The following is a 20,593-nucleotide window of genomic DNA, read 5'->3' on the forward strand; positions in this document are numbered from 1 at the left end:
TTGGATTTTGATGTGGTGTCTAGGTAAACACTTATCCTGGGAGCTGACGTTGGGATGCGGGGAGGCGGAGAGTTTTTTTGATAAGTGATTAAGCAAAGATAATATTATTAGACCTTTTTAGGAAATCCTTACAATTTTTGCCCTGCATAAATCGATCGCACTTCACCGTTACGGCGAATAACTGCTTCCCCATTACTCACATCTACAAGTGTCCAACCACTAGAACCAATGGTTTCACCCATATTGATGCGGCGAGTCACGCCATCAATTTTAAACAAAGCAGCAGATTTATTGCCTAATTCTAGCAATCCTTCCAATGTACTACTGGGAGTCTCGGCGATCGCAGTTGGCAAATAAACTTGATGCTGGGTAATAGTTGGTTCTGATTCTGGTGCGAGTGCTGCACGTAATGGCACAACTGGTAATGCTGGTAGAGGCTTGGGTGTTTGGCCCACGCTAATGGGGGCAGTTTTTGTGGCCACAGCTTTGATGTCTGGGCGTACAGCAGCAGCTAACATGTTGACGGTGGCGGGTTTAGCAGCTTTTTGCACGGTATTTAAGGCAGTTTTTACAACATTAGGTTGAGAATTCTGTAATGCTGTTGCAACTTGTGGCAAAAGTGTGGGAGCGCCAGGAATGGCTGGTAGAGCATAGCGCATTGGGGGACGGAGGTAGATACGTTCCACAACCTTGCCAGGGTTAGGAATTGGTGATGTGTTGTTAGCTGCTAGAGGTGGTAGTGGTGGTAGATTATTAGCTGGTAGCTGGTTGGCAACACCTATTTGATTAGTACTGGTTTGATTGTAAAATCCTGGTCTGACGTAGTTTTGATGATTTTTTACACCTTGCTTATCTATAACTGATAAAGCGCCGATCATGTAGTCAACTAACTCTGCCTCAATTTCTGGCTTTGTTGATGATTCTGAGGCCTGCTGCGCTACTACAACAGCTGATTCGGGCAATTTAGTATTTAAAAGATGGACAACGCCAGACTGTACCATGTAAATCATACTAGCGATGGCTACGCCCAATGTTGTGCCAACAATCAGCAGTCTGCCCAAAGCAGAACTGGATTTCTTGGGCTTTCTAGTAACTGGTTTTACGGTGGCGGTGTCAAACACAACGGTAGTCAATTGCTTGTGGTTGCCTTGAGTAACTGACTGTGCCGAACTATCGCCTGTGTTTGCGAAAATAACCTGCGGCATGGTAACTGTTTGTAGTGGGTTCCCTGTACCAGTTGCTACAACTGGAGAGAAGTCAGAGAAGCGGCTTTTGCCGATGTGAACTTCGGGAGAAACCCCGCCAACGGACTGGCTCGATTTTTTCTGACTACTTTGTCTAAAGGTTTGAGAAGCCAGATTACCACTAGCATCGAGAATATAGTCGATATCCGCAAAGAGTTCATCCATTAGCCCATCTGCATAGATTTCTATCGACCAAGGTTCGTTGGTGATTAAGTCTTCTGATGGTTCTGGAACTATGAGACCGGTGGTGGCTTGTTGTAACATAGACGCTCTGGGTTGTTGCTAGGACAGGGAAACGCCGCTCCTACTGCCTGTTAATCAAGATTTATCCATCGAATAGCCAATTCCCCGTCTGATGAAGACGAGTTATTGAGCGGTGGTATTCAAATCAATTTCAATCTGGGGATTGTTAATGAGGGCAGTACTAAGACTTATGTCATCTATCATACCCATCTCCCTCTTTTCTACTATACTCGCCCTTTATAAAGTTTTTGTTAAATTAACGCTGAAAACTCTGACTGGCTCTTTGTTTTACGCAATTCCAGATATAATAACAAGGCGTTAATATCGGCTGGGTTGACACCACCTATACGTGCAGCCTGACCGAGTGTGAGTGGTTTGACGTGAGTTAATTTTTCTCGCGCTTCTTTGGAAAGAGTATCGATTTTTGTGTAATCCAAATCCGCAGGTAACTGGCGGTGGGCTTGGCGGGTGATTTGGTCGATTTGATTTTGTTGCCTAGCGAGATATCCAGAATATTTAATGTCAATTTCTGCGCCTTCTTTCTCGGCGCGGTTGAGGTCTGGGTTTCCCAGTCCGAACCTGTCGAGGTCAATGTAATGGAATCCCGGACGCCGCAGCAGGTCATTTAAGGTAATGGAACCTTTGATTGCTTGTTGAGTATGAGATGCGATCGCCATACCAATTTCATCATGTTCTTTGACGCGGGTATTATGTAACCGTGATTTTTCTGAGGTGATATGTGCTTGTTTTTGGGTAAATAAATCCCAACGACGATGGTCAATTAAACCAATTTCCCGTCCCAAGGGTGTCAGGCGTTGGTCGGCGTTGTCAGAACGCAAAATCAACCGATACTCTGACCTACTAGTAAGCATTCGGTAAGGTTCCCGCAGGTCTTTGGTACACAAGTCGTCAATGAGTGTACCGATGTAACTTTGTTCGCGAGGAAAGACAATCATTTCCTGCGAATTCACAAATCGAGCGGCGTTAATTCCCGCCACAAGACCTTGAGCTGCGGCTTCTTCATAACCTGTAGTGCCGTTAATTTGCCCAGCACAAAACAGTCCTGCTATCTTCTTAGTCATCAGCGTGGGATAACACTGAGTTGCAGGTAAATAATCATACTCCACAGCATAAGCCGGACGCAGCATCACACATTTTTCCAAACCGGGGAGACTCCGCAACATTTGGAGTTGCAAATTTTCTGGTAACCCTGTGGAAAATCCTTGAATGTAAAGTTCGGGTATATCTCGTCCTTCTGGCTCAATAAAGATTTGATGGCTTTCCTTATCAGTAAAACGCACAATCTTATCTTCAATACTCGGACAATAACGCGGCCCTTTGGCTTCCACCCAACCACCATAAACTGGTGATAAGTGTAAATTTTCTTGTATTAAGCGATGTGTTTCAGTAGTTGTACGGGTGATATAGCAAGGCATTTGTTCCCGTTCTACCCACACATCCGGGTCAAAGCTAAACCAGCGTACATCTTCATCTCCTGGCTGGATTTGCATTTTACTGTAATCCACCGATCGCTTGTCTACCCTAGCTGGAGTTCCTGTTTTGAGCCTACCGGTTTCAAATCCCAAGCGATTTAGGGTTTGCGTCAGTCCTTCTGCCGCAAATTCCCCAGCCCGTCCCGCCGCCATTGATTTGTTACCTACCCAAATTTTCCCACCCAAAAAGGTGCCAGTTGTCAAAATCACGGCTTTGCATTGGAAGGCTACGCCAAAATAAGTTTCCACACCGATGACTTCATCGTTAGCGCCCAACACTAAATCCACAGCCATACTTTCACGGATGGTGAGATTTTCTTGGTTTTCCACAATATTTTTCATCACCGCCGCATATTCGCGCTTGTCTGTTTGTGCGCGTAAAGCCCAAACCGCAGGCCCTCGTGAAGAGTTGAGGATGCGCTTTTGTAAATAGGTGCGGTCTGCCATTTTGCCAATTTCCCCGCCAAGGGCGTCTACCTCATGGGTCAATTGGGATTTCGCTGGGCCACCCACTGCTGGGTTACAAGGTTGCCAAGCGATTTTATCCAAATTGAGCGTCAATAGCAAGGTACGACAACCGAGGCGGGCAGAAGCTAGAGCTGCTTCGCAACCGGAGTGACCTGCACCGACGACAATCACATCAAAAGCGTCTTGGAATTCAACAGAGTTGTGCATGGTCATACTTACAGGAACGGCAAGCTGAAAGTTCTCTCCAATTTTAACCTTTCCAGTGATTTCATGGATGTAACTTGCTGATAAATAAGTTATCAAATTGACTATTACTCAATAACCAAGAGATTTCTATTTTTTACATATATTTTTCATCTTGTCAGTCATAAATGTCAGTTGATTTATGCAAGATGTATATTAAACAACTTGCCTGTATAGATAACTTGAAGATATGGCGACAGATGCACACAGATTTAGTAGGGGCGCACAGCTGTGCGCCTCTAGCTGTGTAGATAATTTTGGGATAAATTATCTTTATAGTTACTATTTTTAAGTCATCAATACTGATTAGCACAAAAAAGCTATGAAAATAAATTGGTAAATATATTTAGGTAATTATTGAAAATGAAGCCTCTCACTAACAAAAAGTTTTTCACGAAAAAAATTGTCAAAATTGCCACTTTCACCACTATAGTAGTTTTAATGATTTTTGCTCTAGTAGCTAGTAATGAGATTACGCACCATAAATTAGCTAGAACTGCCCAACTAAACACATGTTTAGGCAGTGATTTAGTATCCTGTACAAATACTGCCAAAGATTTAACGCCAGAACCATTTATTCCCGACCAAAAATTAAACGAGCAACAGCGTTTTTTATCGGCGATCGCCAGAAATTTATCGACGATTCCCCAGCCCAATACTTATGAATATACTTTGCTACGTACATACGGCTCGGTGTTTGTCAGTCCAGATGCAGCAATTAAATTACCGCCAAAAGAAGTTTTTGCTAACGAACAAGAAACCCAAAGTTTTCAGACTACTTTGACAATGGGTCATGTTGAAGGAACTAAAGATTGTTATTTACAAAAACCAGCAGCAGACGCCTTAAATCAAGCGCGGAAGTTAGAAAAAATTCCACTTAAATCTGGTTATGGTTCTGGAGATTGTACTCGCACTTTTAACACTAATTTAAGATTTTGGCACAAATACGCAAATAATCAAACTTTGGCAAGAGTTCAACAAGGTACAGAAACAAAAATTCTCGGTGTAGTTGCACCTCCTGGAACTTCACAACACCTCTGGGGATTGGCAATTGATTTACGCGTATCCAGCGAACAACAGAGAAAAGCCCTCAATGAAAATGGTTGGTTCCAAACTGTAGAAAATGATGTCCCACATTGGACTTATCTAGGTTTATCTCAGGATAAATTACCTTTGTTTGGTTTCAAAAATAAACTCGTCCGGGGTATTAATTATTGGTTGACTCCACTTTAAGTGTTACAAGTAATGCAAAGTTGGGAAAACTTAACTAAAGAGTTACATTTTGAATCAGGGATATGGCTATGACAACCAAAATCGTCCATGAGTCACAAAATTTTCTAATTAATTTGTTAAAAGCAACCTACCAAAATCAACAAATATATTCACTTTTAAGGGAGAATTTAGACAAACTAAATCATGACTTTGCTTTACTATTGCGGCAATGGGCTGTTGACCAGTTTAGCAATCAAACTACCACATCTGCTAATTTAGCTAAAGTAATTGTAAAATTTAGTAACCTGATTCAAGTATTTGCAGAAGGAAATTATGCTATTAATTTAGAAATTGCGATCGCTGGTTATGAATCAGTGATCAATTTTTTTACCCGCGACGCTTTTCCAGAAGAGTGGGACGCTATGCAGCAAGATTTAGTAGCTGCATATCAACAACGGGAAAAAACTTTGAATCAAATTATTGAAGATTTCAAAAACACAACTGTTCAAACATCCTCTGAAATTCATGTATCAAATAAACAGTTACAGCAGGAATTACAAGAAGCAAAACAGCAAATTGATGATTTAGAACATACAAAGCAAGAAATTGATAATCTTAAAACCAATTTGGCCAGATTAGAACAGGTCAAAGACAATTCCATCACCCCAATTACTTTAGAACTTATATTTTCAGCAATTAAAAATATCAAAACATCCATCCAAAATTTTAATACGGTAATATTATACGATATTGAAAACTTGACAATGGGTAATAAAAATCCTAATTTTAAATTTTCTTTAACAAAAATTATCAAACAAATTAATGAAATAGAATTAGTTGATAAAATCGCTATCCAATGTGCTTATGCTGATTGGAGTAATAGTAATCTAAAAACTATAAAAAGTGACGTTCAAAAACTTGGTATTGAACCAATACAGATTTTTGGTTTTTCCTTTCAAAGAAATGCAGCAGATATTCAATTAACAATTGATGCAGTTGAATTAATTCACAGCCGACCATCCTTGCAAGTCTTTGTCATTGTATCTGGCGATGGGGCATTTGCTTCTTTAGCAAAAAAGTTACATGAGTATGGAAAAACAGTAATTGGATGTGCTTATAAAAACCAAACCAACAAAGTACTTGCTGCTGTTTGTGATTATTTTATTTCAATACCTGAACCAGAAGTAGAAACTGTGAACCAGAATATCAATCGGGTTAAGCCAATAATTAGTAGCAAGATATGATTGTGACAATTTTTTCCTTGGTCGATAATTTACTACAATAAAATAATCACACACGCGACCTCTGGAGTTCTGGCAGTGGGTTTATTTGATGATTTGAGTCGGTTTCTAGAAAACCGTTTAGAAGAATTCTTGCGTAACAATCCACATTTGGAGTTAGAGGCGCTGCTAGAACAGCTGCGTGAGCAAGAGGAAGATACATTAAAGCTGATTGCAGATTTACAATTACAAGAGAAGCGATCGCAAGACGATATTCTAGCTACAGCTCAAGAAATTCAGCGTTGGCACATCCGGGTTCAAAAAGCCAAAGACGCTGGGAGACAAGATTTGGTGACTGCGGCCAGCGAACGAGAAGCAGCCTTGTTGCGAGAAGGAAATCAGCGCTGGGGACACATGCAAGGGCTGAAAGAACGCATCAACCAATCCCAAGAATTACTGCGGAAAATCCAACAGCGACGACAAGAGGTACAAGCCAAAGCCGCCGAAGCACAAACAGCCCGCGCCAAAGCCCAAACTCAGCAACGCCTGGAAACTGATGCCTGGTGGAATCAAACTAGCAGTTCTTCTAGTAATTTTGACGATTTAGAAGAAAAGTTCCGCCGTTGGGAAACACAAGACGAATTAGAGCAAATGAAGCGGAATATGGGAAAATAATCCCAAATCATACTACATTCAGGATGAAAGTAAACTGTTCTGCATTTCAGGGACTTGCAAGTAAAAAAATATTCCACGCAAGACCGTTGACCGTTGACAGTCAACGACCCCAAGGGGAATAATTTATTTTTTGGAGTTACCTAAGTTGTACATTGACTCGATTAGATTGCTGACCGTTGACAGTTAACGATTAACAGTCAACAACTACACTAGTGTAGTTTGGGACTTCCAAGTAAAAAAAATATTCCATAGAATACTGTTAACTGTTGACTGTTGAGTGTCAACGGTCAATGGTCAACGACCTGAATTATAAATAATCAAAATATGGAAAAAAATGGTGTCAGTGCTAGCCTTTCAACTGAAAACCTAACCTTTCGTCCAGGTGATACTCCTGCATCCTTTGAGGTGACTGTCAATAATGACAGCGATAGCTTTGTAAATTTTCAGATAGAAATTACCGCAGCAGGAGAAACTCGCAACCCAGGATATCGCTGGTATACACTGCAACCAGAAGTGGCAGCAGCAAAGCCACCGGGCAGTAGTACAATATTCCAAGTCTTTGTTTTCAATACGCCGATAGTCGGATTTGTTGGTACTGTTAATCTCATGGTGAAGATTTTTTCACCACAATTAGCACAACAATGCAGACTTGTGCTGCGCCTGAAAATTGAGCGAGACAATAGACCAACACATTTAAGTTTAGAATTACCTGTACGAGAGTTCCAAGTTTATCCCCGCAATTCTGTAGATATACCAGTCAGGGTAAGGAACTTGAGTCAGCAACCGACAAATGTAGTGCTACGTTTTACAGGAGTCGATCCCTCTTGGCTGACTAACAGCGCAGAACGAAGGTTACCTGTAGAACCAGGTGGTTTAGCAGAAGTCACATTCCAATGTCAGCCTCCTTCTGTGGTTCAAGCGCCTAGTGAAAATTATCCTTTTGTGATTGAAGCTGTTAGTAATAATGGTTACCCGACCAGTATTCAAGGCAATATTGAAGTTTTACCTGTGGGTTTTGTGGAATTTAGCGTCACACAAAAACAGCTAAAAATTCCTAGTAAAGCAGCATGGTTACCAGACTGGAAATCTCACACAGCTGCTTTTGAATTGCTATTTAAAAATGCTAGTAATTTAAATCAGCAACTAAATGTGCAAGTCCAAGGTAGAGACGAACGAAAATGTAGTTTTAAGAAGCTACCTGAAGTTGCTAATTTAAATTTAGGACAAACAACTAAAGTTATTCTTGAAGTCAAAACTAAACGCCCTTGGGTAGGAATAGGCAAAACTTTGTTGCTGGAGGCGAAATCAGAGTTATCCGACCAACGTTTAGGTAGTACAGACCCAGCCACCCAGACATTGGAAGTGCGGGTTTTGCCGATGATACCTCTGTGGTTACAATTAGCGGTCATTGCATTACTGACGGCACTGATAGCATGGATTTTACAACCAACGGGTGTTATGCATACGCGTTCTGTCAACTCAGTGCGTTTCAGTGGTATTGGTTTGTCTGTTGTCAGTGGTTCTGATGATTGTACATTAAGACTTTGGAGCATCGGTGCCCGTAGCTTAGACCCAGATGACAGAGTCACATATCGTGGACAGCCTGTAGCTTGCGATAAAGCCCAACAACCAAAAGGTTTAATGGCCATTACCGATGACGCTGTAGAAGTGTTGCGTTTTATGCCATTAGAAAATAACCGTGTTGCAGTTGGTTTAGATAATGGTGTAATTGAACTCAGGGATGTACCCTCAGGTGATAAAATTAGCGAACTTCAAGACCTCAAAGATCCCAAAGCAAAAGGCGATCGCGTTTTTGATTTAGCTTTTACTTCCAATTCCCTTAATTTATTTAGTGGTTATGGCAGTGGTAAAGTGAGATTATGGTCAAGACCAGCACCAAATACTAATTTTCTGCCAGAACCGCAAGCGATCGACATCCAAACTCAATTAAAATTATCAGGTTTCCAAGTCCGCGCCTTAACTCTGAGTCCAGATGCCACAACTGTTGTAATTGCTGGAAACTATAAACGCTTCATATTATGGCGGTGGAATCCAAATCAAACTAATAAGCAATTTCCAGGTTTATCAGTGCAAAGTCTGGAAAAATTAGATCCAGGAGTAGGGCGTGAAGACTATATTTGGGCACTAGCTTTTGTGCCTAATTCCACAGAAAAAATCCTCGCCACCTCTGATTCTGCGGGATATATTACAATTTGGAATTTAAATCGCTGCCAAATTTCCAAAAATGCCAATCCCCAGGTGCAAGTAAATGAACTTAATTGTCAACCACTAGACCGCTGGTCAGCCTCAAAAACATCTGTGCGTAGTCTGGCATTTAGTGAAGATGGTAATCTGCTAGTAAGTGGTGGCGATGATGGACGAGTAGTTGTTTGGTATTTAACCCCCGAACATCTATTGGACAAAACAAAAGCAGCAGAAGGTGAAACAATTTATCAAACCTCTAAAAAAATCAATAGTATCGACTTGAAAACTAATCAAGGAACCATGATTGTGAGTGGTAGTGAAGATTTTCAGGTCAAACTACACCGCATCAAATAAGGAAGTCGAGACATGCAAGGTAAATTCAATCCATTACAAGTTTATATTAATCCACCAGACATTCAATTTGGAATGCCAGGAGATACCATTGTTCTTTATGTAATTGTTAGCAATCAGGGAGATAAAAGTGCTGTTATTGACTTATATTTTGCTTTTGATGAGGAATTTCAAAATTTAACAGGATGGTCTACTTCTCCTAGAGAAAGCTTAGCCTTAGATCCTGGGCAAAATAGCAACGAAGTAATATTTGAAATTCAAATTGCCCCTGATGCCTTCGTCGGTACTTACGACTACACCTTAGTGGTAGACTCTCCTCTGCATTATCCCCAAGATACTCCCATTAGCTTCCCAAATAAAATTAAGGTTCTACAAAAAGAACAAACCGCAATTCGACTCAACGACCCGACATTTTTTATTAGACCTAACACCAACCCCAACAAACAATTAATTTTCAATTTTAGTGAACCTTTGCAAGTGGAGGTGATAGTTGACAATCGTTCTCCTCGTGTAGACCGTTTCCGGTTGACTTGTCCAGATTTAGATGATGACTGGTTCACCATTAATTATCCCGCCACTGGATTCGAGGGACAAGGACTAGTCTCTGATGTCACAGCACTGGAACTCAACCCTGGTAATCAAGGTCAAATATTCTTAAAATTTCATCCACCCGCGGATACTCTGGCGGGAAATTATTCTCCAACTATCCGCTTGTATTCGGAAAACTCTCCAGATTTAGTGCTACTGGATTTGGTTTACATCCAAATTCCGACAAATTACCGCTTGGATATAGAACTTAACACTATTTTGGCACAAGTTAGCCGTAGCCTTGGCAAGTATGAATTGTCACTAGCTAACCGGGGTAACATTGTCCGCGAACTAATATTGAGCTTGAAAAATCGGGATGAAGAAGAACTGTATACTTATACTTTCGAGCCTATTGAGGTGAGATTGTTACCAAGTAGAAGTGCGATCGCTAATTTAATGGTCAAACCTAGACCTTGGTGGCGACGACCGTGGTTTGGTACAGGACTAACTGTTAACTTTCAAGTTGATATTAAAGACCAACACAGTTTACCTTTACCGAACACATTTCCCCAAGGAACATTGGTGTGGAAACCTCGTCCTTGGTGGCAATTTCTACTGTTGCTTTTAGTAATTTTGGGCTTGTTGGCAGGAATAGGATTTATTATTTGGCGCATTTTAAACCCAGAACCTTTAAGATTAGCATCTTTCGATGCTACTAACTCTCAAATTACTGAAGGCGATGAAGTAGCCTTAAACTGGAAAATTCAACAATATAAACAGCTACAAAAGTTGATTATCGCAACCAAAGGTTCCCAATCCATCGAACCTATTACTTATGATTTTAGCAATGGTATTCCGGAATCGCTAGGTAAAGGAGCCGCCGATCGCATACCTCCTTGTCAGGTACAAGAAAAACAAGAACTCATTTGTAGCAATGTCAAAACTGGAGTCAAAACCAGAGGAAATTATACTTTTGAATTACAAGCTGTTTATCGCAAAAAAATACAATTATTTTCTAAGAAAGAACAAGTAGTAAGTAAAACAACTCAAGTAGAAATAGCTGAAAAACCAATTGCTCAAGTAATAGACTTTAAAGCAGATAAAACACAATACACCAAAGGTCAAAATATTCTTTTAAATTGGACAGTAGAGCGTCCATTACTGCTAGGACAAATTCAAATTACTGGCAGTGGAGATGATGGTACTTCATATAGCGAACCCATTATTTATAAATTTAATGAAGGTAATATCACTGACCCGAAACTGCAAAAATTATGCACGCAACAAAATCAACAACTGCAATGTAAAAATATTCCCCTAGCAGCATCTAAAGCTGGAAATTTTGCTTTTGAAATCAAAGCTTTTCCTAATAATGGCAGCCAAAAAATTGATGCTAAAAAGACTGAATCTAAAATTGCAATATTACCAAAACCATTTAAAATTGTCTCTTTCACAATCAACAATAGCGAACAACCAAATGTAGTTCTTAACGAAGGAACAACAGCCACTCTCAACTGGAGAGTAGAGGGAGAAAATATTCAAGTTAAACTTCTGCCATACGGCAATGATGTTTCAGCAGTTGGTTCAATTAAACTACCAGTCAATCTAGCTTTTCCACCTCAAATTGCTCTGCAAGTTAATGATATATCTGGTAAGCAACAATCCCAGCAGCGAGGATTTGCCATCACCGTACTCAAAAAAGTAGAGCCTACTCCCACACCTTCCATTACCCCACTTCCAAATACTCTTCCACCCAGTAACCCATTTAAGAGTCCTTTTCCTTAGCTGATTCAAAAATGCCAAATTATAGATGGACTGGGAATAAGTAAGGGGATTAAAGTTTTAATGGGGGTTAAAATTTTTACCCGCCACCATACAAGAATAGACAATGGAGAATTAATTAATGAAGTCTGTTACACGCAAAATTGGCAACGAAGGATTCAGCCCAAAACTTGCTAAGACTTCTCAAGTTTCTCCACTCAAAATTGTAGCCATCGGAGCCTCCACAGGCGGCCCCCAGGCATTGCACGCGATTCTTCAACAGTTACCTGCAAACTTCCCTGCACCGATCCTGTGCGTGCAGCATATCAGTGAAGGATTTTTGCAAGAGTTGGTGAATTGGTTAGCAGCAGAATGCTCTGTCCACATAACCATCGCCCAGCCTGGAGACTTTCCCCAACCGGGGACTGTTTACTTTGCCCCGGAGGAAAAACACCTGCAACTCGATGTTTTAGGACGATTTCTCACTACCAGCACACCTGCGGTTTCCAGTCATCGTCCTTCCGTAACCGTGCTATTTCAAGCCGTTGCTGGCTGCTATGGGCCATCCACTGTTGGCATTCTGCTGACTGGTATGGGACGGGATGGTGCAGAAGGACTGCAAGCGATCGCCCAAGCTGGAGGTGTTACCATTGCTCAAAATGAGCAAACCTGCGTTGTATTTGGGATGCCGAAGGAAGCCATCGCTCTGGGAGCCGCCCAATACATTTTGCCAATTCACGAGATTGCTCCAATGCTTTTGTATCGAATGTTAACAGTCGTTATTGATGACTGTTGACTGTTGAGTGTGAACCCTCAACAGTAACAATAGCATCTTTTTTTACTCACAAATTCCCTTAACCCTCTTCCTTCCCTTCAATTAATTTTGTTCCTTCTCCACTCGAACCATATAGCTCCACAAATCTTTTAAAAAGCAACCCCGTTTCGTGATTGGAAATTCGATTTGAGTGCAGTAAACGCTCTATGTTCCTTTCAGCTAGAGCTTTTAAATATGGCAAGTCTTCAAAGAGTGTCAAACAAGAAGCAAAATGTAAGATTATTTGCAATAATGGCTTTGGCCATTCTAAATCGCTATAAATATCTATAAACAAATGATGTTCGGAATCGCTCAGTGGAAAGACATTAAAAATCACAATTATGCGTTTGTTATTGTAGACTGGAATACTCAGTTCAACAGTATATGGAGTATGCAATATTAAATCTACTTCTACAATTGGCTGTCGCCAAATTCTCAAAGGATTAGCTGGCGAATCTAATATTGTTTGAAATTTAATTATTCCACCAATACTTGTAGCTTGAAAGTGGCTGATATTTAAAATTTTCAGGTTATTTAAACTAAATTTATGAACTGTTTCTAAATGCTTGAGGCTCAATAAATGATAAATTTGGCAAACATAAGGAAAAGGTAAAATATACTCTTGGCTAATCATGTGTAGCCTTTTAATTTTTAACTTTTCTGCTTGGATGCGATATAGATATTCTTGATATTGGCTAGGGCTGAAATCATTACTATTAAAGCTTTCTTCTGGTTTGAGATATAACCAACTCAAAAAAAAGAAAGATGCTGTAAATAATTGAAAAATCTCTACAGCAGATACATAACCATCAGTAAATGCCGCTAAACTTCTGTCTGTTATCCCAAAAAGCCAAGACGGAATTCCAAAAAGCCAAATTCCACTTTTTATTTTATCTATCAAAATAGCAATATCAACTTCTAAAGATGGATTTTTAGATTGATTACTACTCATTTCTGATAAATGAGATTTTTCATTATTTTGATAATAATTATTAGGCATAATAAGATTGACTTACTTGTTAGATAAATAACTATAAAGTTTAATAATTATTCTTATCTTAAGCAAATCTAGTATTACTAACCTCTATCTTTAGCTGGAGATATAAGTAGTGTTTATCTGTGTCTGTATTTCAAGCATCAAATGAAAATTTGTTATCTATATATATTATTAATTTAACAAAATTAATATTGTATCTTTTGATGCATATATGCAATGTATGGCTGTTCTATAATGGACTTACTCAAGTTTTTTAAAAATTGAATTATTCCTATATCTTGCGAAGTATATAAATTTATATAGCAATTCTATTGAGCGTGTGAAAAATATTGGTGTTGAGTGTTAACTGTTGACTGTTAACACTCAACAACCCTAATATGTAATATTTCACAGATTATTTGGGATTGCGATAGAACTTTTATTTTATTTTTGCAAATAACTCCGTACACCTATATTCTCTCAAATCCCATTGCCTATTGCCTGTCGCCTGTTCCCTGGTATGATTTTTGAATATTTGCGCTTAGATTTTTTCCACGACCTTAACAATGAAAATTCGCCATGCGATTGAAACAGACTTAGCCACAATTGTGGCAATTTACAACTCTGCGATTCCCAGCCGCATGGCAAGTGCCGATTTAGAGCAGGTATCTATAGAAAGTCGGCTTGCTTGGTTTAGAGCGCGATCGCCTTCACACCGGCCACTTTGGGTAATCGAAGTAGAAGGAGTAATTGCTGGCTGGCTGAGTTTCCAATCTTTTTATGGCCGTCCTGCTTATAATACGACTGCTGAAATTAGTATTTACATCGCACCTGCCTTTCATCGGCGTGGCTTAGGAAAACAGCTTTTAACAAAAGCAATTCAGGAAAGTCCGAGCTTGGGTTTAAAAAATTTAGTCTGCTTCATTTTTGCCCACAATGAACCCAGTTTAAAGTTATTTAAAGCATTTGGGTTTCAACAGTGGGGATATTTGCCTAAAGTTGGAGAATTGGACGGTGTTGAAAGAGACTTAGTGATTATGGGATTTAATATTAATCAATTTGTTAAATAATCCAATCTTGAAAAACGTCAAATAGAGTCTTGGTGATTACTATCCTTCTCTAGAAGAAGCTAAAATTGAATGGGAAAACCAGCGCAAGCGCCATACAAAATTAACAGTTAACAGTCAACAACTTCAACTATATTAATTAAAGTTCCCTGAAACATACACACTAACGTGGTTTAGCTTCAGGAATTACACGGTTTAAATCCTTAGCTGTTTCTATCCACTCTTGCATCACGATTTCTACATTATACAGAGCTTCTTGATAAGTCTCGCCATCAGCAGCACAGCCTGGTAATTCTGGTACTTCGGCAATAAAAGCTTGGTTTTCTCTACTCCAATAGAGAATAATTTCATAGCGAAAGTTCATTTTTGCTTCCTAGCTGATATTTAAGAATTACTGCACGAACTTGTTTAACTTGATAGCTTTTAGCTTTGCCTTTTTTATGTTGTAGATTTAGTATTTCTTCGACACCATTTTTCACAAAAATACGATGATCGCCACGAATCCGTTCATCAAACCCTAGTTTGTATAAGAGTTGCCATAACTGGGCAAAAGGGATGTCTGTATCAGAAGTCCCAGAGAGGATTTTTTCTAAGATTTTATCTTGTTGACTCACGTTTTTCTGACTATCTGAATATTTCTATAGTCTCATATTTTTTGAAAAATTTGTTAATGTTCGCAAAAAACGTGTTTTATTTGGGCACTATCAGGCTATGTCTAGGATAAGTTATTTTATATTCTATAGCAATTCTATTTGAGTTGTGAACAATGTTGGTGTTAACTGTTGACAGTAAACAGCCATAACACGTGATGTTTCACAAATTATTTGGGATTACTATATAATTCAGCAAATATCAAGCGTTATACAACTGAATAAACTTGATGCTAAATTTTTTCATCATGCTAATTGGAAAATTTTACCGGACATCTTGAAGATTAGGTGTAAATCCAGGTAGTGTATCTTCTGTTGATGAACTAATTGGAGATTCCAGGAATTCATCTTGTTATAGGACTCCTATTTGATTTTTGAACAAGATTCAGTACACATCTATACCCTTCTTTTCTGTTCCCTGTTCCCTATTCCCTGTTCCCTACCTACGCAGATAATTTCAGGAATCAAATCGGATTACTATAGTTGGGTTGATAAATTTATACTTTCAGAATTTTTCAATCAATTCGTCAGCATTATTTAGCACCATTATCTCCATATTCTTGGATTTATTACTATCTAAAAATAGAAGCGATATTTTTGGCGATCGCTTTTGAGAAAAAACAGAATAAACTGTAGGCTTGGATATTGCACTACTGATTTCGTTGATTGAGAAAAATCTGACTTATTTAGATATAACTGATACCAATTCAAAATTCACGCATTAAGAAAATCACAGTTAGTCAGACTCAAGTTAAATTAAGAGTCTTCGATAAAATTGATTTCGGTAACATTCCGTGTACGCCTTTTTGGGGACTATTTACAACTTGAGTGATGCGGAAATTTACGGCTAAACTACACAATACATAAGCATCTTCTGGTGACAAATGGATGAAGCGTTCCAGAAAATCAATCATGTTTTTTAAAGCTAGTTCTAAGGCTTCATCTAAGGTTTGAGCAAAACCCATTGTGATAATATCGGTTGGAGTTTCGGCAATTGGTGTTGTTAATTGTAAATCTTTGCGGAGTTTGAGTGTAATTCTACCGTTCATGGAAGTTTCTATGGCGGTGACATTAACTTCGCCATCTCCCTGTGCGGAATGTCCATCACCAATGGAAAATAATGCACCTGGGACAAAAATTGGCAAAAATAAACGAGAACCGGCTTGGAGTTCGCGGTTGTCGATATTACCGCCATAGTAGCCTGGTGGGACGGAAGTCCGAGAAGTTTCTTTTGTCGCAACACCAAGAATTCCAAAAAAAGGTTTGAGGGGAATTTTAATTCCAGCGCCCGGTGGAAATTCAGCGATATTATTTGCTAAATCCAAAGGAATGAATCTTAAGGCGGGTTGAGAAAATTGATGTGGTAAAGCTCCCCAACCCGTGCGAATTGCATTAAAGCCTACAGGTAAACGAGGTGCGATCGCTTCTAATTGTACTTCTAAAACATCCCCTGGTTCGGCATCCCGTATGTAAATCGGCCCTGTGAGTAAATGCGGCCCTCCAGCTATTTTCCGTTCTGGTAAAAGATTTTCGCAGATGTCGAGAAATTCTGGTGTGAGAAACTCTGGTGGCGCTTTGTCGTAAATATAATAACCAGTATAAGTTTCCACATCTACTGTATCGCCGGAATCAATAGTAAGTGCTGGCTTTAGGAGATGCGAAAAACCACCTAAATGTACAGTATTTTTAGTAGCTTTTAAAGTATAGTGAGCGATCGCTCTACCTCCTTCTAACTATGGGAACTTCCCATCTCAGGTGATGGAAATTTTTTTAACTGACCCATACAGAGGATAGACATACTATGGCTACTATTGCAACACCTACCCCACAAGCAATTCAGAAGGCAGAAGGGAACCCACCCTTAAAAGAGTGGGATTGTAATATGGTATTAGTCCTATAAAATTACTGCCAAACAAATACCTTGGCTGTATAGCTTGGTAAATTAGTGACTAAACTATCTTCTTGGGTTTCCACTTCACAGTTACCAAACCAATCTCGCCAATACTCAGCAGTGGGAAAGTTTGAAATTTCGTACTTAGTTAAATTTACGCCAGAAAAATTTACCGCCACGACGACATGAGAATCCTGTTTATCCCAACGGCTGTAAGCCAGTACTTTATTGTTTGCGTCTTCGTGGAAAAATTCGATGTTGTCGCTTTGCAAAGCTAGATTTTGTTGGCGTAAAGCAATCAGTTTTCGATAATACTCAAATAAATTATGATTCTGGTGGCTTGTCAATAATGACCAAGTAATCTTTTGTGGTTGAGTCACACTTTCGCTTTTTTTCTGGTACTCAGCAAATTCTTCTCCCATCCACAGCATTGGTATACCCATTGCTGTCATTAACAGCACTGCTGCTAACTTTGCTCGCTTAAATGCTTCTGCATCAAAGATACCTGCATCGCCTAATTCTCGCAACAGACGTTGGCGATCGTGTGTTGCTAAATAATTTATCACGTTGGTGGCAGTTGTGTAACCCTGTTTTCTAGGGTCTAAAATTTGCTTTAATTGTTCTAATTCAAATGATTTTCCACAAATATATGGAACTACAAAGTAACGAAAACTTTCATGCCAACAAGCATCTAATGGCCCGTTCGGTTTGACTACGGTGTTTGTATCAGGAATGTGTTCGGCAATATTATAAAAATGTTTGGATGCGGCGTGTTTTTTTGTTTGTTTAGCGAGCCAATCCAGAAATTCATAGTTAGCCAATTGGCGCACGGCATCAAAGCGAATACCATCAATATGATATTCTTCAATCCAATATTTTACTACATCACCGATGTATTTCCATGCAGGCTTAACATTTAATTTTTTGTCGTAATTATCGTAGTTAAATTCTGGCCCCCAGTAATTATCTGGGTCTTCTGGATAATGCTTGTGTTCGTAGTACCAATAATTCCTATCTATCAGCAATAATGGGCATTCTTCGTCTGTATGATTGTAAATTGCATCCATAAAAACACGAATGCCTCTAGCATGACATTCGTCTATCAATTGCTTTAAATCTTCTGTGGAACCGTAACTAGATTCTGTGGCAAAGTAGTGACGGACTTTATAACCCCAACTATAATTACCTGGATATTCGTTGACTGGCATTAATTCAATTGCATTGATTCCCAATTCGCACAGATAATTTAATTTGGCAATTACCCCTAAATATTTGCCTCGTTTATCGGGGTCAACTTCATCACCAGTAAAATCAGCAACGTGCATTTCATAGATAACTAATTCCCGATTTTCAGGCAACAGTTTTTCGTCATGTTGCCAAACATAAGTATCAACAATACGTTGCCCGTCTTTAATTCGCACTATAGCGTGTTTTCGTGTTTCATTAACATTTGTTGCCTTGGGATCGATAACATCTATCCATTGGTCAGGCGCAAAATTGGGACTTTTGGTTTGAACGCGAAATTTATATTGATAAACCCCGTCTTTTAGTTGTATTTGAGTGCGAAAATAACCATCTTCGCCTTTTTGCATTGGGACATCTTGCCAATCAGAAAATGACCCAATTAAAACTGCTCCTTGGTTACGAGGAGCAAACAAGGTAAATTCAATTAAATTTCCCATTTCCTAATTTATAGAGATTTCTATAAATACAATCAATAAAATGATTTTCTATTATTAAAAAAATTATAGCTTCTTTCTCAAGTAATAAATATTTTCGGTCTTTTTCACTTAACTTGAGACTTACATCCAGCGATATTTGTCACCCTAACGCCCAAAAACTTGGCGAAAACCAAAATAGGCGATTGCATCCTTCATATTGGAGATAAAACGTTTTAATATACCCATACGAGTATCGGTGACATACTCCAAAGTCAAAACGATTCGTTGTTCGTTCTCGCCTAAAGGAGTAACTCTATGGTAAAGTTTGTCACCGTTAAATAATACTAAAGTTCCAGGAGTCAAGGAAAGCGATCGTACTTGTGTTTCTCGGTCAGGAATATCTTTATAGAGTTGATATTCCAACTTACTGGAGGAACGGTCAACTAAACCGAGTAAAACTGTGTAGCGTTTGCCTTGATAATAAGATGTATCGTAGTGATATTGAATACGATCTCCAGGTTCAGTGTAGTAATATAGCGCGTAAGTATGGGGATCGGCATCAGGACAGGAAAGCAGTTTTTCACCTGTAATTTCGTTGAGAAAATCAAAAACAGTATTTAATTGATAAAATTCTCCAAAAATCGGCGCTAGATTGTCTAAGTGATAGCGGCTAATACTACCGCCTTTCTTATGATTGGGAATATAGTTGCGATTGATAGCAGGTTGCAACGATGGTAACAAACTCAAAAACTCATTGAGAATTGCATGAGGAAGGAAGTTTTCAACCACCAAAAATTCATTCTGTGCTTGAAACTCAGCCTTAAGTTTTTGAGAATCAACAGCTGCTATGGCTTGAGAAATTTCAGTTTGAAGTTTCATTAATAATTGTGGGGGGATGAGGAGATAAGGAAGACAAGGAAGACAAGGAAGACAAGGAGAATAACTGTTAATCTCTTACTCATCAGTCAACAGTCCCTAATCCCTAAGATTTTGACAGTGCAAAAAATTGCCAAATTACCCATATAGCAAATGTTGGCGCACCAATAGTAGCTGCAATTAGTAATGGTTGTAGTCCGTTGAATAAGGTGACTATGGGAAACAAATACAGCACGTCTTCAATGTCAAAGCCGGCAAAATTCGGTTGACGGGTGGCGTCTTTACCTAAATGTTGTTCCATTTGGTTTCGCAAATGAAAAATGCAAGCAACGGATACGCCGGATATTATGCCCATAAGCAACGCCCAGGAACCAAGTTCGCTTTGCCTAAGACCGCACCCAATACCTATAAATAATAGAATGTGGATAATGGCATCACTCAAAAGGTCGTACTGATGTCCCCATTTGCTGGTTTTGCCACTTAAACGAGCTAATTCTCCATCTGTATGATCTAAAAAGTTGGATAAAGCAAACAGTATTGCTCCAATGTTAATCGAGATATTATCGCCAACTGCCAATGCAGTAGCCGCCGCTAGTCCTGTTATTAGTCTAATTGTGGTGAGATGATTGGGATTTACCCAACTGTCTTTTAGAGGTCGAACTAGCCAGTAAGCAAGTTGAGCATCCCAAGTCTTTGTGGTCATAGATAAACTTATTGAATATGTGCACAACCAAGAGAAACCAGAATAAGTTGTTGCTTCGCTTTTTATAGCAACAACCAAGGTGGTTAGGACATTAACAGAGGAGAAAACTCAGACATCAAAAGACTTGTGACCCAGTCCCCAGTCACCAGTCCCTTGCTATTACTGGTTTCGCTAACCTTACCTACAACGAAGTTTAGGTAAGGACTGCGCTCAAGATTTTTTGTTCAATTGTTCAATCACAGCTGCACCCCCCTTAACACTTGCAATTTTATCAAAGAAATGGGTATAAAGCCCCGTCCTACAAGGACGGCT

Annotated in this window: 16 protein-coding genes; 7 read left to right on the forward strand and 9 right to left on the reverse strand. The window is 39.3% G+C overall.

The genetic code is table 11. From position 1 onward, the window contains the following. Window positions 1-128: 128 nt before the first annotated feature. Window positions 129-1,508 (reverse strand): hypothetical protein, encoded by a 1,380-nt coding sequence (locus tag VF06_RS13205; RefSeq protein WP_099066338.1) that lies wholly within the window; start codon window positions 1,506-1,508, stop codon window positions 129-131. Between the two features lie 230 nt (window positions 1,509-1,738). Then, window positions 1,739-3,661 carry a tRNA uridine-5-carboxymethylaminomethyl(34) synthesis enzyme MnmG gene (gene mnmG, locus VF06_RS13210; protein ID WP_099066337.1) on the reverse strand — a complete coding sequence of 641 codons (1,923 nt, stop codon included), beginning with the start codon at window positions 3,659-3,661 and terminating at the stop codon, window positions 1,739-1,741. 393 nt (window positions 3,662-4,054) lie between these two features. Here mnmG and VF06_RS13215 point away from each other — a divergent pair, with 393 nt between their 5' ends. From VF06_RS13215 to VF06_RS13240, 6 genes are all read left to right on the forward strand, one after another. Continuing rightward, window positions 4,055-4,924: a D-alanyl-D-alanine carboxypeptidase family protein gene (locus VF06_RS13215; RefSeq protein ID WP_099066336.1), complete on the forward strand. Its 870-nt coding sequence runs from the start codon at window positions 4,055-4,057 to the stop codon at window positions 4,922-4,924. Between the two features lie 68 nt (window positions 4,925-4,992). Further along, a complete protein-coding gene (locus tag VF06_RS13220; RefSeq protein WP_218963832.1) occupies window positions 4,993-6,147 on the forward strand; it encodes an NYN domain-containing protein in 1,155 nt (384 codons plus the stop codon). A gap of 75 nt (window positions 6,148-6,222) precedes the next feature. Continuing rightward, window positions 6,223-6,798, forward strand: a complete 576-nt coding sequence (locus VF06_RS13225) for a TIGR04376 family protein (RefSeq protein WP_099066335.1) — start codon at window positions 6,223-6,225, stop codon at window positions 6,796-6,798. A gap of 324 nt (window positions 6,799-7,122) precedes the next feature. Beyond that, window positions 7,123-9,357 (forward strand): hypothetical protein, encoded by a 2,235-nt coding sequence (locus tag VF06_RS13230; RefSeq protein ID WP_099066334.1) that lies wholly within the window; start codon window positions 7,123-7,125, stop codon window positions 9,355-9,357. A 12-nt stretch (window positions 9,358-9,369) separates the two neighbouring features. Then, complete coding sequence (locus tag VF06_RS13235) at window positions 9,370-11,667, forward strand: COG1470 family protein (protein WP_099066333.1); 2,298 nt, start codon at window positions 9,370-9,372, stop codon at window positions 11,665-11,667. 118 nt (window positions 11,668-11,785) lie between these two features. Further along, on the forward strand, window positions 11,786-12,439 hold the full coding sequence (locus VF06_RS13240) for a CheB methylesterase domain-containing protein (protein ID WP_099066332.1): 654 nt from the start codon (window positions 11,786-11,788) through the stop codon (window positions 12,437-12,439). A 58-nt stretch (window positions 12,440-12,497) separates the two neighbouring features. On the opposite strand, the gene VF06_RS13245 is transcribed toward VF06_RS13240, so the two are convergent. Next, window positions 12,498-13,409, reverse strand: a complete 912-nt coding sequence (locus VF06_RS13245) for a hypothetical protein (protein ID WP_099066353.1) — start codon at window positions 13,407-13,409, stop codon at window positions 12,498-12,500. 590 nt (window positions 13,410-13,999) lie between these two features. Here VF06_RS13245 and VF06_RS13250 point away from each other — a divergent pair. Then, window positions 14,000-14,503: a GNAT family N-acetyltransferase gene (locus tag VF06_RS13250; protein WP_099066331.1), complete on the forward strand. Its 504-nt coding sequence runs from the start codon at window positions 14,000-14,002 to the stop codon at window positions 14,501-14,503. A gap of 160 nt (window positions 14,504-14,663) precedes the next feature. On the opposite strand, the gene VF06_RS13255 is transcribed toward VF06_RS13250, so the two are convergent. The 6 genes from VF06_RS13255 to VF06_RS13280 form a co-directional block, all read right to left on the reverse strand. Next, window positions 14,664-14,864 (reverse strand): type II toxin-antitoxin system HicB family antitoxin, encoded by a 201-nt coding sequence (locus VF06_RS13255; RefSeq protein WP_099066330.1) that lies wholly within the window; start codon window positions 14,862-14,864, stop codon window positions 14,664-14,666. Further along, window positions 14,848-15,114, reverse strand: coding sequence for a toxin HicA (locus VF06_RS13260; protein WP_099066329.1), 267 nt, complete (start codon window positions 15,112-15,114; stop codon window positions 14,848-14,850). Before VF06_RS13260 ends, VF06_RS13255 begins: the two co-directional genes overlap by 17 nt. A 782-nt stretch (window positions 15,115-15,896) precedes the next feature. Further along, entirely contained in the window at window positions 15,897-16,865 is a 969-nt protein-coding gene (locus VF06_RS13265) for an acetamidase/formamidase family protein (protein WP_099066328.1), read from the reverse strand. Between the two features lie 187 nt (window positions 16,866-17,052). Further along, window positions 17,053-18,723: an alpha-amylase family glycosyl hydrolase gene (locus VF06_RS13270; protein WP_099066327.1), complete on the reverse strand. Its 1,671-nt coding sequence runs from the start codon at window positions 18,721-18,723 to the stop codon at window positions 17,053-17,055. Window positions 18,724-18,867: 144 nt separating this feature from the next. Then, window positions 18,868-19,581 carry a 2OG-Fe(II) oxygenase gene (locus tag VF06_RS13275; RefSeq protein ID WP_099066326.1) on the reverse strand — a complete coding sequence of 238 codons (714 nt, stop codon included), beginning with the start codon at window positions 19,579-19,581 and terminating at the stop codon, window positions 18,868-18,870. Window positions 19,582-19,684: 103 nt separating this feature from the next. Then, window positions 19,685-20,281, reverse strand: a complete 597-nt coding sequence (locus VF06_RS13280; protein ID WP_099066325.1) for a CDP-alcohol phosphatidyltransferase family protein — start codon at window positions 20,279-20,281, stop codon at window positions 19,685-19,687. Between the last annotated feature and the right edge of the window lie 312 nt (window positions 20,282-20,593).

This window comes from Nostoc linckia z4 (assembly GCF_002608075.1).
Taxonomy (GTDB): domain Bacteria; phylum Cyanobacteriota; class Cyanobacteriia; order Cyanobacteriales; family Nostocaceae; genus Nostoc; species Nostoc linckia.